This window comes from Pseudorhodobacter aquimaris (genome assembly GCF_001202025.1).
GTDB lineage: Bacteria > Pseudomonadota > Alphaproteobacteria > Rhodobacterales > Rhodobacteraceae > Pseudorhodobacter > Pseudorhodobacter aquimaris.
Genome location: NZ_LGHS01000037.1, coordinates 18,316 through 34,500, shown reverse-complemented (window position 1 = coordinate 34,500; position 16,185 = coordinate 18,316). Strand labels below are relative to the sequence as shown.

General features: G+C 57.5%; 15 protein-coding genes and 2 pseudogenes. 6 read left to right on the top strand and 11 right to left on the bottom strand.

Going from position 1 to position 16,185, the window contains the following annotated elements:
• Positions 1-623 (top strand): annotated as a pseudogene (locus tag AKU94_RS05075) (IS3 family transposase); the annotation flags it as partial.
• Between the two features lie 960 nt (positions 624-1,583).
• Here AKU94_RS05075 and AKU94_RS05070 read toward each other — a convergent pair.
• A complete protein-coding gene (locus tag AKU94_RS05070; RefSeq protein WP_050526241.1) occupies positions 1,584-2,603 on the bottom strand; it encodes a ribose-phosphate pyrophosphokinase in 1,020 nt (339 codons plus the stop codon).
• A 102-nt stretch (positions 2,604-2,705) separates the two neighbouring features.
• On the opposite strand from AKU94_RS05070, the gene AKU94_RS05065 reads away from it, so the two are divergent.
• The gene (locus tag AKU94_RS05065; RefSeq protein WP_050526240.1) at positions 2,706-3,296 is read left to right on the top strand and encodes a 2-hydroxychromene-2-carboxylate isomerase; all 591 of its coding nucleotides are present in this window, start codon (positions 2,706-2,708) and stop codon (positions 3,294-3,296) included.
• Here AKU94_RS05065 and AKU94_RS05060 read toward each other — a convergent pair.
• The 7 genes and pseudogenes from AKU94_RS05060 to AKU94_RS05030 form a co-directional block, all read right to left on the bottom strand.
• On the bottom strand, positions 3,293-4,309 hold the full coding sequence (locus AKU94_RS05060) for a threonine aldolase family protein (RefSeq protein WP_050526239.1): 1,017 nt from the start codon (positions 4,307-4,309) through the stop codon (positions 3,293-3,295). The two genes, AKU94_RS05065 and AKU94_RS05060, sit on opposite strands and share 4 nt — an antisense overlap.
• Complete coding sequence (locus AKU94_RS05055; protein ID WP_050526238.1) at positions 4,309-4,791, bottom strand: YcgN family cysteine cluster protein; 483 nt, start codon at positions 4,789-4,791, stop codon at positions 4,309-4,311. The genes AKU94_RS05060 and AKU94_RS05055 overlap by 1 nt, the downstream gene beginning before the upstream one ends.
• Positions 4,788-5,713 (bottom strand): annotated as a pseudogene (locus AKU94_RS05050) (bifunctional riboflavin kinase/FAD synthetase). The gene AKU94_RS05055 and the pseudogene AKU94_RS05050 overlap by 4 nt, the downstream one beginning before the upstream one ends.
• A 28-nt stretch (positions 5,714-5,741) precedes the next feature.
• Positions 5,742-6,185, bottom strand: coding sequence for a MaoC family dehydratase (locus AKU94_RS05045; protein WP_050526248.1), 444 nt, complete (start codon positions 6,183-6,185; stop codon positions 5,742-5,744).
• A 119-nt stretch (positions 6,186-6,304) separates the two neighbouring features.
• Entirely contained in the window at positions 6,305-7,198 is an 894-nt protein-coding gene (locus tag AKU94_RS05040; RefSeq protein WP_050526237.1) for a TIGR01459 family HAD-type hydrolase, read from the bottom strand.
• 16 nt (positions 7,199-7,214) lie between these two features.
• Complete coding sequence (locus AKU94_RS05035) at positions 7,215-8,135, bottom strand: manganese-dependent inorganic pyrophosphatase (protein WP_050526247.1); 921 nt, start codon at positions 8,133-8,135, stop codon at positions 7,215-7,217.
• An 85-nt stretch (positions 8,136-8,220) separates the two neighbouring features.
• On the bottom strand, positions 8,221-9,234 hold the full coding sequence (locus AKU94_RS05030) for a TraB/GumN family protein (protein ID WP_232295688.1): 1,014 nt from the start codon (positions 9,232-9,234) through the stop codon (positions 8,221-8,223).
• A 200-nt stretch (positions 9,235-9,434) separates the two neighbouring features.
• Here AKU94_RS05030 and AKU94_RS05025 point away from each other — a divergent pair, with 200 nt between their 5' ends.
• Both AKU94_RS05025 and groL read left to right on the top strand, forming a co-directional pair.
• Complete coding sequence (locus AKU94_RS05025; protein ID WP_050526235.1) at positions 9,435-9,722, top strand: co-chaperone GroES; 288 nt, start codon at positions 9,435-9,437, stop codon at positions 9,720-9,722.
• A gap of 82 nt (positions 9,723-9,804) precedes the next feature.
• Positions 9,805-11,454: a chaperonin GroEL gene (groL, locus tag AKU94_RS05020; protein WP_050526234.1), complete on the top strand. Its 1,650-nt coding sequence runs from the start codon at positions 9,805-9,807 to the stop codon at positions 11,452-11,454.
• A gap of 62 nt (positions 11,455-11,516) precedes the next feature.
• On the opposite strand, the gene AKU94_RS05015 is transcribed toward groL, so the two are convergent.
• From AKU94_RS05015 to AKU94_RS05005, 3 genes are all read right to left on the bottom strand, one after another.
• Positions 11,517-12,848 (bottom strand): hypothetical protein, encoded by a 1,332-nt coding sequence (locus tag AKU94_RS05015; RefSeq protein ID WP_050526233.1) that lies wholly within the window; start codon positions 12,846-12,848, stop codon positions 11,517-11,519.
• 162 nt (positions 12,849-13,010) lie between these two features.
• Positions 13,011-13,892 (bottom strand): LysR substrate-binding domain-containing protein, encoded by an 882-nt coding sequence (locus AKU94_RS05010; protein WP_050526232.1) that lies wholly within the window; start codon positions 13,890-13,892, stop codon positions 13,011-13,013.
• Between the two features lie 241 nt (positions 13,893-14,133).
• Positions 14,134-14,631 (bottom strand): lactoylglutathione lyase family protein, encoded by a 498-nt coding sequence (locus tag AKU94_RS05005; RefSeq protein WP_050526231.1) that lies wholly within the window; start codon positions 14,629-14,631, stop codon positions 14,134-14,136.
• A 98-nt stretch (positions 14,632-14,729) separates the two neighbouring features.
• Between AKU94_RS05005 and AKU94_RS05000 the strand changes: the two genes are divergently transcribed.
• On the top strand, positions 14,730-15,650 hold the full coding sequence (locus AKU94_RS05000; RefSeq protein WP_050526230.1) for a LysR family transcriptional regulator: 921 nt from the start codon (positions 14,730-14,732) through the stop codon (positions 15,648-15,650).
• Between the two features lie 88 nt (positions 15,651-15,738).
• Entirely contained in the window at positions 15,739-16,185 is a 447-nt protein-coding gene (locus tag AKU94_RS04995) for an NUDIX domain-containing protein (protein WP_157056425.1), read from the top strand.

Here is a 16,185-nt window from a genome sequence, read left to right as displayed (position 1 = left end):
CCCAAAACCAGCAAGCATGCGAAAGGGCACAAGACGGATCCCTACCTGCTGAGAGGTCTGCGGGTAGAGCGTCCGAACAAAGTTCCCCGCTCACACATGCAAGCATGTGTTGCCGGTCAGTGGGTGCTCGGATATTACCTATCTGCCCATGCGCCGAGGGTTCCTCGTATCTGGCCGCCATTATGGATTGGCACACCCGTAAGGTGCTGGCTTGGCGCATCTCGAATACGCTGGAGGCGGACTTCTGTGTTGCGGCACTGAACGAGGCCATCCACAAGTTCGGCCCGCCCGAGATCATGAATACCGATCAAGGATCTCAGTTCACGTCCTTTGCCTGGACTGACCGGCTACGCCGATCCGGCGTGCGCATCTCAATGGATGGGAAGGGCCGCTACCTAGACAACATCTTCATTGAGAGGCTCTGGCGAACCCTGAAATACGAGTGCGTCTACCTGCATGCCTGGGAGACCGGATCAGAAGCGAAGGCAGGCATCCGGAAATGGATGACCTTTTACAACAACCAACGCCCACACTCAGCCCTTGGCGGCAGGCCACCAGCCGTGGTCTATTGGCTGAGAAATGACAGAACACAACACGATCAGCAGGAGCAGAGAGTAGCTTAATTTACGCCATATCCTGTCCAGCCGATGGGGAGTAGCTCATTGTAGGCATGCGGCTCGCCTGTAAATTCGAACGCATCGGTCCCTCGATAGGGTTCGTCGCTGCTTTCACCCTCGATCTTGTAGTGACCGACCCCACGTGCGATCGTAGGGTTCGCCGTGGCGGCCTTCAGCCGCCTCTCGGCTGCGCCACGCCGTACGAACGCGTGCCTCGCGGGCCCCGATTCGATCCCGTAGGTCCCGCTGTCGGGATCACCGCAGCAGTTGAGATTTGTATCGCCCGAAACGCTGGGGTATACTTGCGCGAGCGTGAAGTTTTCGAGGCTCTCTCCCTTGTTCGGTCATTTCGTCCGTTTTTGGGTCAGGATCTCGCGCACCTCTGGGATTAGCCGGTCTGGCCAATGATGAAATCAGACGGACGCAAAGCAGCGCGCGCCGCAGGAAGTTCAAGCTCCTCTGCAGTCCGCCACTGATGGTGGAAACATCAGACAAGAATAGGGCAGACTGGCAGTGCGCATGTCCTACAACTCGGAATGGCGCCGATTTTTTGTCGGGGCCTTTTTTTGTGTGCGTTTAGGCAGGACCGAAAGCTTTTGGCAGCTGGGGCCTGGGACCGATATGGTTCTTGCGGCCCCGGCGGCGCGGGGAACACCTGATAAGTGGCCTCAGGCATAAAAACAGGATGTTCGGGCGATGAAACGATTTGCAGCGCAAACAATGGGAATTCAGCGAGGCTCTTGCCTGCTGTATTCTGATGGCGGTGCAATGTGGACAGGGCACGGACCGCGCGAAAGCCATCAGCGGGTCCGGTTTGTCTGTCGATGTGGAACATGGACCAAAAGCATAAGTCGCGTGTCGCCCGCCTACGCGCTGATTGGACAGCAATCGGCCGCGCAACGGATGATGATTGGGAGATAGCTTAGCCGGTGGCGATGGGCATTAACCCACCGCCATAAGGGCTACTTAGCCACGATTGTACATGCCCTCATAGATCGGGCTAAGGGTCTCGGTTTCGAACAGGGATGATACCGAGGTGCCGTTCCAGATGTTCAGAATAGCCTGTGCAAACATGGGCGCCGTTGGCAGGATGCGGATATTGGGGCAATTGCGTACGGCTTCGGATGGGGCGATGGAATCGGTAATCACCAGAGATTTCATCACTGAATTGGTCACGCGCTCTACTGCCGGGCCAGACATGACACCGTGGGTGATATAGGCGTGAACCTCGGATGCGCCATTTTCGAGCAGGACCTCGGCCGCTTTGCAAAGTGTGCCGGCCGTATCGCACATGTCATCCACGATGATACATTTTTTGCCGGAAACATCGCCGATTACGGTCATTTCGGCAATCTCCCCAGGTTTTTCCCTGCGTTTATCGACGATGGCCAAGGGGGCCTCGATCCGTTTTGCCAGCTCACGCGCGCGTGCGACGCCGCCAACATCGGGCGACACCACCATCATATCGGCCATAGAACCCTTGAACTGGGCCATGATATCCAGCGCAAAAATCGGCGAGGCATAGAGGTTGTCCACAGGAATATCAAAGAACCCCTGAATCTGTGCCGCGTGCAGATCAAGCGTCAGGACACGCTCGATACCGGCCTCTACCATCATATTTGCAACCAGCTTGGCAGAGATCGGAGTACGGGCCTTGGTGCGGCGATCCTGGCGGGCATAGCCGAAATAGGGGATCACAGCGGTAATGCGCGAGGCCGAAGACCGGCGCAGCGCATCCGTCATGATCAGCAATTCCATCAGATTGTCATTGGCAGGGTTCGAGGTCGGCTGGATGATGAACATATCCTCGCCACGTACGTTTTCGAACACTTCGACAAAGATTTCGCCGTCGTTGAACCGTTCGACCCGGGCATCGACCAACCCGACAGACATGCCACGGTGCAGCGACATACGGCGGGCGATTGAGGTGGCAAGCGGCATATTGGCATTGCCAGAGATGAGTTTGGGTTCATGCATGGTGGCCATGAGAGGGTCCTTTGGGCGATGTTATCAGGATTCGGGACGCGTTGACACGGCTTACCATTGGGCTAGGGTCTTGCAAACCTTGCGGACCGGAGAACCGACGAAATGGTTAAAATAGATTATTATTTTGCGACGATTTCCCCCTTCGTCTATCTTTCGGGCACCCGCCTTGAGGAGATCGCGGCAAAACATGGCGCCCAGATCATATATAAGCCCTTGGATGGGCCTGCCTTGTTTGCCCGCATGGGACGGCCTGAAAATGTACATCCTGCGCGCGTCACCTATGCCGCGCAGGATATGCAGCGACGCGCGCGTAAACTGGGGATGCCGATGTCGGCGCATCCGGCCTTCTTTCCGACCAATCGCGCGCCCTCATCCTATGCGGTGATTGCGGCGCAGATGGCGGGGGGCGGCGATATGGGCGCGCTGGTGCATGGGTTGGCGCGGGCTTGCTGGGCCGAGGATCGTGACATCGCGGATGAAGCCGTAATCCGCGAGGCATTGGAAGCCGCGGGTTTTGATCCCGATCTGGCCAATCGTGGTCTTTTGGCGGGGGCAGAGGCCTATGCCGCCAATCTGGAAGAGGCCGTGGCGCGCGGGGTGATCGGTGTTCCCTTTTATATGGTGGGCGAAGAACGCTTCTGGGGCCATGACCGGCTGGAGGATCTGGACCTGTTCCTGTCCGGGGCGCTTTAGCCCCTGAAAGCCGCCAAAAGAGCGTCAACATCGGCCGTCGAGGTGCACCATGAACAGACAAGCCGACAGCTGCCATCGGTCATCTCATGGTAATGCGCCCCTGACGCCTTGGCGCGGGCGTGGGCGGCTTCGGGTAGGCGCGCAAACAAGATATTCGCATCGACGGGATAGAGCAATTCCGCGCCCTTGATCAAGCGAAGCCCTGTTGCCAGACGCGCCGCCATCAGATTGGCATGGGCGGCCATCTCAAGCCAGCGCCCACCGTCAAACCATGCCTCCATCTGCACCGCGATATAACGCATCTTTGATGTCAGCTGTCCGGCGCGTTTGCGGCGCAGCTCCAGCTCCCATGATTTTGCGGGTTCAAAGAGTACAACGGCTTCGGCCGCCATCAACCCGTTCTTGGTACCACCCAAGGACAGCACATCAACGCCTGCGCGCCATGTCATATCGGCGGGCTTGGCCCCGGTTGCGACCAGCGCATTGGCAAAGCGCGCACCATCCAGATGAACACCTAGCCCGTGGGATTTCGCCAGTTCTGCCAGGGCGGCAATCTCTGCCGCGGTATAGGCGGTGCCTGCCTCGGACAGATTTGTCAGGCTCAGGCATGTGGGCTGGACGGCATGGACCGACCGGTCCGCAGTTTTCAATGCGGTGGCCAGCGCATTCACCGAGATTTTGCCATCCGGCCCGTCAACCAACTGCAACTTGGCCCCGGCGCTGAAAAATTCCGGCGCGCCACATTCATCCTCGGCGATATGGGCGTGGCGGTGGCAAAATACCGCGCCGTAAGGGGGCGTGTAAAGTGCAAGCGACAACGCATTGGCGGCTGTGCCTGTGGTGACCAGATGTACCTCTGCCTCGGGGGCATCAAACAGCGTGCGAATGGTTTCGCGCAGCTGTTTCATCTGCGCGTCGGCCCCGTATGAACTTGCGAACCCCTCATTAACGCGGTTGAGCGCATCCATGATCGCGGGCGGGCAGGGGGCTGCATTATCCGAGGCAAAAAACATCAGCTTTGCTCCTCGATCAAATAGTCTTCCCAGTCTTCTTCGGCGACTTCATTTTCCGGCACAGTCCAGCCCCGCACCGAGATTTCTGCATGATGTACGCTTTCGGGGTCGCCCGAAATCAACGGGTGCCACTCCTTTAGGGGTTTTCCTTCGTGAAGACGACGGTAGGCGCAGGTGCGCGGCAGCCAATAGGCGATCTTTCCCAGTTTCTGCGGGGTCAGCGAAACACATTCGGGGACAAACTGATGCCGGATTTCATATTTGGAGCAGCGGCAACTGTCGCCATCCAGCAAGCGGCAGGCAACGCGGGTGAACAGTAATTCTCCGGTGTCTTCAAATTCGATCTTGTTAAGGCAACATTTCCCACAGCCGTCACAAAGCGCCTCCCATTCCGCCGTCGACATCTTTTTCAACGGGACGGTTTCCCAAAAACGGGGCCGCAGGCCGGCGTCAGGCGCGATAGGGGGGAGTTTTCCGGTCATATTGTCGCCTTTAGGATTTTGCGGGCGCGGGCGCAATCGGCGTCCATTTGGCTGATAAGCGCATCCAGCCCGTCAAATTTTTTCTCTCCCCGCAGCCATTCGAGAAGGCGATAGAGAGGTGCTGACCGTATAGGTCACCTGTGAAATCAAAGAGGTAGGTTTCCAGATTCGGATGGTTTTCTCCGAACATCGGGCGGGTGCCAAGGTTGGCCGCACCGTGGTAGTGTCCCTTATGTGGTCCGGTCAGAACATCGGCCAGCACCGCGTAAACCCCGCTGCGCGGAAGATGCAGGCCCGCCACCTCCATATTGGCAGTCGGATAGCCCATTTCACGCCCGCGCTTGGCGCCGTGGATTACCTCGGCATCAATGCGGTGCCAATGGCCGAGCATTTGTTTGGCGGTTCGTGTATCGCCCTGCGTCAGGGCCTCGCGGATACGGGTCGAGGAAATATCGGTGTTATCGGCCTGAACAAGATCGGCCAGATGCACCGTGATCCCGTGATCCGCGCAAAGCTGTTTCAAATCCGCTGCCGTTCCGCACCGCCCCTTACCAAAACAAAAATCGGCCCCCACAGTGACATGCGAAACCCCCAAGCCATCGGCCAGAACATCGGCGACAAAAGCTTTGGGTGAAAGTCCTGCAAGGGTGGCATTGAAGGGCAGCTCAAACAACGTCTGGACGCCCAGTTTGGACAGTCGATTGGCGCGAGCCTCGGCATTCATCAACCGGAACGGGGCGGCATCAGGGGCGAAAAAGCTGCGGGGGTGCGGCTCAAACGTGATGACGCCAAGGGGGCCATGGGCCGCGGCAAGGTTTATCACATGCTGATGGCCAAGGTGGACGCCGTCAAAATTGCCCATGGCGACCGAGGCACCACGATGCGCCGGCACAACCCCTTGCCAGTGCTGATAAATCTGCATGCACGCCCCTATGGGCCGCAGCCCGCTGTCAGTCGAATTTCCGGCTTGGCGCAAGAACCAGCGCTTCGCCCTTTAAAACCACGGTATCGCCCACCGAGCAACGGGTTTCAAGGGTAACGCGGCGACGTGCGTTATCGATTGCGGTCACTGTGACAATGGCGTGGACCCGGTCGCCGGGGCGCACAGGGGCCATGAACTTCAGGCTTTGTCCCATATAGACGGAGCCGTGACCGGGGAGCTGTTCCCCAATGACCGCCGAGATCAGCCCCGCCGTCAGCATGCCATGGGCGATGCGGCCCTCAAAAATCGTGTCTTGGGCGTAATCATCATCAAGATGCACAGGGTTACGGTCGGTAGAAACCTCGGCAAACAGTTCGATATCGCGGTCGGTGATGGTTTTCCACAAATCGCGGGACATACCGATTTCGATATCCTCGATGCAAATTGTGCCGCGTGGTTGGTTATCCAGCATCATCCTATCCCCCACCTTGGTTCAGGGATGGATATAGCAAATGCTGCGATGCAGCGCAATCTCTTTGGTAACTTATTTGCGAAATTTTATGGTTTTGTGCAATATTGTTACCCTCCCGATCAACGCAACATCCCCATGACATAGGTCGGATTGCGGGCACCATCAGCCAGCCAGCCGTGCAAAGTTTCGGCCTCCAGAGCATCGGCAGGGCCGAACTGGCCTGCGTTTAGCCCCTCGGTCAAAAACAGGCTGTCGAGCCCTTCTTGCATGGCGCCAAGCACATCGGTGTCAATGCCATCGCCGATGCACAAAATCGCATCATTGGGCAGATCCCCCGCCAGATCGGACAGCCGCCGCCGTGCCAGATCATAGATCGGCGGGTGCGGTTTGCCGAAATAAAGCGCCTCACCGCCCATTTCTTCATAAAGGGCGGCAAGCGCGCCGGCGCAGTAAATCCGCTTGTCACCGAAATCCACCACCAGATCAGGATTGGCGCAAAGCATCACCAGCCCCTTGGTTTTGGCCAGCAAAAACGCCGCACGGTAATCGGCAGGGGTGTCGTTCATATCATCATTGGGGCCGGTGCAAAGGATGCCCTCGGCCTGATCCAGCGGCACAAGCTCCACCGGGCTTTTTGCGGCCAGCGCGGCCAATGTCGGATCGGCGAACTCATCAAAGAACGGTTGATCCTTGGGCATCGGGCCGATGTGATGGACCTTATGGCCCACGGCGCCCGACAAAAACGCGTATTGCGTGGCATCGCCCGAGGTTATCACCTCGTCATAGGCGTCATGCGGCACCCCGATTCGGTCCAGCTGTTCAAGCACAGCGGGCTTTGGGCGGGGCGCGTTGGATATCAGCACCACAACGCCCCCTTGCGCGCGAAAGGCCTGCAGGGCCGCGATCGCACCGGGGAATGGCTTTTTGCCGTCATGGACACAGCCCCAAAGATCACAAAACAGCGCGCGATACCGTGGCGCGATTTCAGCAAAACTGGTGATAATCTGGGTCATGGGGCTGTGCTTTCGCTTAGAGTTTAAGGGCAGGGATGATCTGTTTCTTGCGGCTCATCACACCGGGCAGAACGACCGTGTCGCCGGTAACCGTGACGCCAAAAGAGGCCTCGGCCATCTGTTTGACCAGATCATTGGGGACCAGCAAAGTGGCCTCTTCGTTCAGGATGTCGACCACAAACAGCAAGACTTGATCGGCGCCGTCCTCGGTGGCAACGCCCGGCATGGCGGCCATCAGGCTGTCCTTGCGGTCCAGCACCACGGCGGGCGCGGTGGTTTCCAGTACCGAGACGCGCAGATCCTTGCCCGCCACGTTGTATTCCTTGCTGTCCATCCGCAAGAGTTCCGCATCCGTAAAGGCCGAGACGTCGGATTTCGCGGCGAAAAGCTGTTCGGCGTGATCGGCAATGGTAAGGCCCAGATCGGCTGCCAGCTTTTCCGCGACAAAACGGTCATGCGGGGTGGTGGTCGGGCTGCGGAATTCCAGCGTGTCAGAGAGGATGCACGACAGCATCGCGCCCTTGATGGCTTTGGGTGCGCGGGCAAGGTCATCGCCCATCAGGTCATGCATGATGGTTGCGGTGCAGGCCAGCGGGCGAATGGTGATCTCGATCGGGGATTTGGTCTTGATGCCGCCGACAAGCATGTGGTGGTCGATGATGCCCACCACATTGGCGTCATTGATCGAGGGGGGCAGCTCGGCAGGGTTGTTGGTGTCGACGACGACACAGGTATCCTCGGCGCTGACATCGGCAATGATCTCGGGCTTGGGCAGATCCCAATGGGTCAGCATGAAGGCGGCTTCGGTATTGGGTTCGCCCAACAGCACAGGCTTGGCCGGGCGGCCCAGAACCTCTGTCAGATACCATGCCCAGATGATGGGGGAGCCGGTGCTGTCTGTATCGGGGGATTTGTGGCCGAAAACGAGAGTCGTCATGATAAAACCTGTGGGTTGTTCGTTTGCTGTCTTATAGGGGTGGGCTGCGGCGTTGTCACGCGGCGCAAGGCGGTTTGCCGCGCATTCAGAGCGGCTCCAGCGTGAATCCTTCAGCATCAAGCAGCGCGAGAACGCCGGCCTCGCCCGAAAGATGCAGCGCGCCAAAGGCGGCAAAGACTGGGCCGTCTTGCAGGGCCCCAAGGATGCGCGGGATCCATGCGCGGTTGCGATCCGTCATCAGGGCGGCCTCGGCCTTGGCGAAATCGGCCTCGGTTTGCGCAGGTGTGGCCCCTGGCAGGCCAAGGGCGATGTGACGCGAGAACTCCCAGATCAGCCGACCCTCGCCGTCGAAATAGGAATCGGCCGTTGTGGCCAGGAAGTCCTCGGCCTGAGGTTCCACTTGCAGGTTGTTGCGGATCATCGTGGTCTGCTCCTCTGCTGTCATGCCATCAAAGAGCGTCAATATGGTATCAAAGGGTTCCAGCGCCTTGACGGGGATGCTTTGCGCTTGGGCGGCGGCGATCAGGCGTTTGTCCAGCCCTTGCCCTGTCGCGGCCATTTGCAACGCGCAAGGCGGTATGGACAGCATCATCGACACAAACCAAGGCCGTAGCGTTTGCGCGATAGAGGAGGGGATTCCGCGTCGCAACAGGGCGGCTGTCAGCGCCTCCCATTCTTGTGGGGGCAGGGCGGTGGCAAGGCCGGATCCGGCGGGGTCCATCATGGCTGAGGGGTCGCTTGCAAGATGGGCTTGAAGGGCGGCCTCTTCTTCGGGGCCGGCCTCGGTCATCAGGGTCTTGGACTGTGCCAGATGGGGGGCCAGCACAGACATCACCGCATCATGGCGGGGATCGTCGAGGTGGAAGGTGCCTGCAATATAAACGGTCTGCTCCCCGCGCGTGGCCAGCCAGAAGTTGCCGGTGGCAAAGGGCTCGGCATGGGTAGAGGTGTAAAGCGCCGCTTTTTCATCCTTGGACAGTGCCGCGATCAGGTTTTCACCGAGACATTGGGCATGGGCGGTGGTTAGGACAAAAAGGCTGATGAGGGCCAGTATAAAGGGGCGAATACACATGGTTGCAAGGCCTCGGGTTTGGGACATATCCAGATCGTGCCACGAGACAGGCGGGTAGGGCAAGCAGACCTGATGGGGGTGGGACAGGCCGCGCAAAAATATCTGGAAAATTCTGCTGTGGGGGCTTCTTGACAGGCCCTTGTGCATTGCCTAGGTACAGATCGTTAGCACTCGGGGTTGCTGAGTGCTAATCGAAATTAACCTGGAACCAAAGGGAGTGTTCTCAGATGGCATTTAACCCGCTGCATGACCGTGTACTGGTCCGCCGCATTGAAGGCGAAGACAAGACCAAGGGCGGTCTTATCATCCCCGACACTGCAAAAGAAAAGCCCGCCGAAGGTGAAGTGATCGCCGTAGGTGAAGGCGCGCGCAAAGATAGCGGTGAGCTGATCCAGCCTTCCGTAAAGGTTGGTGATCGTGTGCTCTTTGGCAAATGGTCCGGCACCGAGGTAACCCTCGAAGGTCAGGATCTGCTGATCATGAAAGAAGGCGATATCATGGGGATCATCAGCTGAGGTAGCACAGGGATTTTCCCGCGCGACCCCTGATGAACCAATCGCTTTTAACTGAAATTCAAGACAAACTGGAGCAAGCAAAATGGCTGCTAAGGACGTCAAATTTGATACCGATGCCCGTGACCGGATGTTGCGCGGCGTAAACATCCTTGCGGATGCTGTTAAGGTCACGCTTGGCCCGAAAGGCCGCAACGTTGTGATCGAAAAATCCTTCGGCGCACCACGCATCACCAAAGACGGTGTGTCGGTTGCTAAGGAAATCGAACTGTCTGACCGCTTTGAAAACATGGGCGCGCAGATGGTCAAAGAAGTCGCTTCGCGCACCAATGACGAAGCAGGCGACGGCACCACTACTGCAACCGTTCTGGCCCAGGCGATCATCCGCGAAGGCCTGAAATCGGTTGCCGCCGGCATGAACCCGATGGACCTCAAGCGCGGGATCGACCTTGCAACTGCGAAAGTGGTCGAAGCGATCAAAGCTGCTGCACGTCCGGTCTCCGATTCCGCAGAAGTTGCGCAAGTCGGCACCATCTCGGCCAACGGCGAAGCTGAAATCGGTCGTCAGATCGCTGATGCGATGCAAAAAGTCGGCAACGAAGGCGTGATCACCGTCGAGGAAAACAAGGGTCTGGAAACAGAAACCGAAGTCGTCGAAGGCATGCAGTTCGACCGCGGATACCTCTCGCCCTATTTTGTCACCAACCCTGACAAAATGGTTGCCGAGCTGGAAGACGTGATGATCCTGTTGCACGAGAAAAAACTCTCGAGCCTGCAGCCTATGGTGCCTTTGCTGGAGCAGGTTATCCAGTCGCAAAAACCATTGCTGATCATCTCTGAGGATGTTGAGGGTGAAGCCCTTGCAACCTTGGTTGTGAACAAGCTGCGCGGTGGTCTGAAAATCGCTGCTGTGAAGGCGCCTGGCTTTGGCGATCGTCGTAAAGCCATGCTGCAAGACATCGCGATCCTGACCGGTGGTCAGGTCATCTCTGATGATTTGGGCATGAAGCTGGAAAACGTTGGTATGGACATGCTTGGCAAAGCCAAGAAAGTCACCATCACCAAAGACGCGACCACTATCGTTGACGGTGGCGGCGAGAAGGCCGAGATCGAAGCACGCGTTGCCCAGATCCGTAACCAGATCGAAGAAACCACTTCCGATTATGACAAAGAAAAACTGCAAGAGCGTGTGGCCAAACTGGCTGGCGGTGTTGCTGTGATCCGCGTTGGCGGCATGTCCGAAATCGAAGTGAAAGAGCGCAAAGACCGCGTTGATGATGCCCTGAATGCGACCCGTGCGGCCGTGCAGGAAGGTGTTGTTGTTGGCGGTGGTGTTGCACTGGTTCAGGCTGGCAAAGTGCTGGTTGGGCTGGAAGGTGACAACTCTGACCAGACCAACGGCATCGCGATCGTTCGCAAGGCGCTTGAGGCACCTCTGCGCCAGATCGCTCAGAACGCCGGTGTTGATGGCTCTGTTGTGGCTGGCAAAGTCCGCGAATCCACCGATGCGAAGTTCGGCTATAACGCGCAGACCGATGAATATGGCGACATGTTCAAATTCGGCGTTATCGATCCGGCCAAGGTTGTGCGTCACGCTTTGCAGGACGCAGCATCCGTTGCATCCTTGCTGATCACCACCGAGGCCATGATTGCCGACAAGCCAGAGCCAAAAGGCGCTGGCGGCGGCGGTATGCCCGATATGGGTGGCATGGGCGGTATGGGCGGCATGATGTAAGCCACGCCCATTGGCGTTGTGCTATGTGGGAAAGGGCGCTCTTTACGGGCCAGCCCCTGACGCTAAATGTTGAAAAATACTTCGGTTGGCCGCATTGCGGCCAACTTTCTTTTTGACACCACGCTTGACTGAAATCCGAATGGGAAAAAAAGGTGTCGAGCGTCTCGAAGATATCTCCGGGGGCAGTGGTCCGAAGATTGCCTGCGCCTGTGGCGGGTGTCGATCTGAACTTTTGTCACACTCCGGCGTGCGCCCAATAAGGAGTGCTGCCCGATCCGTTCAAGCGGCCGAATGGCTCTCCCCTTGCGCTGGCCGGCGTGCCACGCGGTGCAGTTCCGGGTGGCGAGCACAAAAAGTTCTACAAGTGTTCCACTTGCGGCATAACCTCTCGGGTAAAGAACAACTGGGCGGTCGTTAAGGAGCACAAGCGGATGCGCCGCCTGCACACCATTGACCCGTGCGCACCGGCCTGCCACACCGCCGTCGGCTGTGCGAACCAGTATCTCCCCGTCAGCGAGCATCCGGATATCTACCAGCGCTTCGGCAAGACCAAGGGCAACGATCCGCGGTGGCGGTGCATGGGCTGTGCGAAGACCTTCTCGACCGGCAAGTCGGCCCGGCGACACAAGCGGTCGGACATGAACCGCTTGGTATTTGATATGCTGTGCAACGACCTGTCGCTCGCCAAGACCACGAAGATCTCCGGGTTGTCCTACCGCGACATCTATCGGCGGATAGGTTTCTACCACGATAAGGTCAGGAGCTTCGTGGTCCGCCGTGAGAAATTTTCCCCGGATCGACTTCGAGGAGATGGGCTCGCGCTTTGCCACCGACAGCCAGGCGCTGACGATCAACTGGCCCAGCCGGAAGCGCAGGCCCTCGCAGCGAACGAAGATCAAGTCTCCACGGCCTTCCGGCGCCAGGCGATCCAAGCCCGCCGATGGTCGACCAGCATCAAGATCCCTACGAATGGCGTCAACGAGTTCGGCAAGCGTTTCGCATTTCTGAAACACCTCAATGACATCGGTCCCAGCGACGCGGGTGTCGCCCTCAAGCTCACCAATGAAGTCGAATAGATTCTTCTGAATACAGCCTTCTTCCGCCGCATCGCTTCTTTTGAAGCTCGCTTCTTCGAGACGATACTGCCAGAGGGATCGGAGCACGCGAGCAACTTGGTGGGGGTTCCCCAGCAAAACGGACTCGCGGAATCGTTTTGCCTTTGATGCTCCAATGCGATGATACTTTTTCTGGTTGAGATCGAGATTGAACTCTTCTTCAAACCAGTGCTCCATCGTCGCGTCGCTGAAGTTCAAAAGCCAGCCATCATGCATCTCAAACGTGTCATTGATAGCCCGCTCCGCCTTTCTCGGCAGCATCTTTTTCTTCGCCTGCATGCCCGCTCCTCGTGCCACAGTCTTGGGAGGTATATTGTTGAACGACCAGAAACGACAGAAGCTTGCGATGATGCGGTCGCAAGCTTCAATATTTAGGGTATGGGGCTGGTCTTTACGGGCGCCCTTTTTCTGTTTGGCGATCTGTTTCGTCTTATGCTGTCGTCATATGGCGACCTTTTGGCGTAACAACTTGCCAAGTTCGCCAAACAGCTGTGCCCGTGCTGAACCGGGACGCCATGCAAGAACCACACGTCGCGGACAGGCATCGGGAAGATCCGTCAGCCGCACCTCGCTGTTTGTTGCGACGCCTGCGGTTATGGCGAGGTTGGGCAAAAGGGTGACGCCCAATCCCTCTGCGACCATTGCGATCAATGTTGGAAGGCTGGTCGCGGCAAAGCTGTCTTCGTCGGCGACAATCCGGCCTGGATAGGCCTCCAGGGCATGACGCTGAAGGCAATGACCCTTTTCCAACAACATGAGCTGGCCAGTCTGTGCCAATGTCATGCTGTCATGGGGTTCAGGCCAGTCAGCTGGTGCGGCCAGTTGATACCCGTCCTCAAACAACGGCAGGATTTCCAAGGCACCGGTTTCAAACGGCAGCGCGATCAGGATAAGGTCAAGCCGCCCGGCATTCAGCCCGTCGATCAGGCTCTCTGTCATCTCTTCGCGCAGATAGACGCGCAGATCGGGAAATGCTTCGCGGATCAGGGGCAACGCGCGCGGCAAAAGATAAGGGCCGATCGTCGGGATAGAACCAAGCTTGAGATCGCCCTGAAACGGGTTTTGATGTGCTCGTGCGAGGGCTTCGATCTCGGCCGCTTCCAGCAACAGTCGTTTGGCGCGCGCGGTGATGTCTTTGCCCAAGGGGGTCAGCATGACGCTGCGGCGGGTCCGCTCTATCAACTGGACGCCCAAACGCTCTTCGAGTTCCTTGATCCCTGCGCTGAGGGTCGGCTGGGTAACGAAGCAAAGTTCGGCCGCGCGCGAAAAATTCAGGGTCTCAGAGACAGCCGTCAGAAATCGTAATTGGCGCAGTGTCAGCATTGATAGAGAGGCCCTATGGTTTCTTGGCTTATACTCAACTTTAACTATAAATGTCCAACCGTCTTGCTTGCGCAGCCGTGGTGCCGCAAGCGCAAGGGTCTCAAGATTTGGCGGGCAAGCACAATCATGCGGCGCAGCGTTGAGTGATGCCTGAGCCGCCCCTCATACCCTATGACTCTCGCCATGGCTGAAGGGCAGGTCATTCCAGAAAAGCTCTGGAAACCGAAACCGGGCAGCTTGGTCAGGCATAGGCCCCTTTTGAATATGTCAGCTCGTAGCTGTGGCTATAAAGCTCAAATATGATCCCGAAGGGGTCTTCGACATAGACCATGCGGTATGGTTTTTCGTTCGGGAAATACGCGCGGACCGGCATGCGCTGTTTGCCACCTGCCGCGACGATCCGTGCCAGCAGCTCCTCAAGGTTCGGGTCCTGAATGGCAAAATGGAACATGCCGTGTTGCCTGTAATTGAGGTTGTTCTTCGGCGCTTCATGGCCTTCAAATTCAAACAATTCGAACCCGATCCGGTCGGCTGTCGCAAGATGTGCTATACGCAAACGTCCCCAGCCAGTGCCGAAGACGTCACTACACATCTGGCCGATATCGCTGTCGTCTTCGATAATTTCGGTAGGTTCCATGATGACATAAAAGCCCAGAACCTCTTGGTAGAATGCAATTGCTTTTTCCAGATCCGGGACGGAAAGGCCAATGTGCGAAAAACTGCGCGGCGTGGGTGTCATGATATTTCCTTTCAAGGGTGTTGAAACAGATATAGCTGGACGGAACGCATCTTAAAAATTATCATTATGTATGATAATGATAAGGTTTTGACATCAAGATGCTAAATGCCACATGGCTGGAGACCTTTACGGCGCTTTGTGAGGTCGGTCATTTCACGCGAACCGCCGCGCTTTTGGGAATGACCCAACCGGGTGTGTCGCAGCATCTGCGCAAGCTGGAGGCACAGGTTGGCAAGGCGCTGATTGTGATGGACGGCAAGAGTTTTACCCTTACGCCCGCTGGTGAGGCCGTTCTGGCCCTTGGCGCCGCGCGGCGGAGGCAAGAGCAAGACCTGTTTGAGACCATCCAGACTGATGATCCAAACATTGGCGACATCGGCATCGGTTGTTCGGGCAGCTTTGCGGTTTGGCTCTACCCATATCTGCTGGAGCGTATGCAGCGCGCACCAGAGCTGGTGATCCGCCTCACAGCTGCCCCGCAGACCAGTGTCGTAAGCGCCGTGCTGGCGGGGGACCTTGATTTGGGGGTCACATCTGAACAGGTCGAAAACCCCAGACTGGATGCAGTCAAGATCGGGCGTGAAGAGCTGTGCCTTGTCGTGCCGCGATCCTGTCGGGCAGGGGGCCTTGATTTTCAGGATCTGGACGCGCTTGGCTTTGTTGCGCATCCTGATGGATATGCCTATGCGGATGATCTTTTCTCATTGAATTTCCCCAAGGATTACAAAGGGTCTGATCGTTTGAAGGTGCGGACATTTGTCAACCAGATCGGTCAGATCCCCATCCCTGTTGCGCTTGGGCTTGGCTATACCATCCTGCCAAAATCGGGCATAGATGCCTTTGTCGCCAAGCAGGATCTGGCGATTATCCAACTGCCAAAACCACGATTTCTCGACCTGTGGCTTATATCCCGTCGGGGGCGGGCCAGTTTTGCCCGTATCGCGGCCCTGAGCGCGCTTATCGACGGGGCTGCGAAAGCACTGGGACAGTTTGCATGTCAGGATGTGCACCCCCGTTGACGGTTAACCCTTTTTGCGTGCTTTGCAAATTGCACATCCATCGTGGTTCATTCTGGACAAATCCACAGCATCTTGCGAACATGACGCCATGAAACCACGCTCTCCCCGTCTGGCTGTTCGTGCGCTTATCCTGCATCAGGATCGGCTGCTTTTGGTGAATGCATATCGCGGTGCGAAATCCGATCTATGGTGCGCGCCGGGCGGCGGGGTGGAGGTCGGCTCCAGCCTGCCGGATAATCTGATCCGTGAGGTTTATGAGGAAACCGGACTGACCGTCGCGGTCGGGGCGCCGGTGATGGTGAATGAATTCCACGCCCCGCAAAACCGGTTCCATCAGGTGGATTTCTATTTCCGCTGTACGATTACGGCGGGCAATCTGGATGAGAACTGGTGTGACCCCGAAGGGGTGGTGACCAAGCGACGCTTTTTCAGCCGCGAAGAAATGCAGCAGATCCGCGCCAAGCCCGACAGCCTGTCCGAGGCGGCATGGGGCGGCGCGATGATCTATGACCCTTTGGAATTGCTGGTGCGCTAG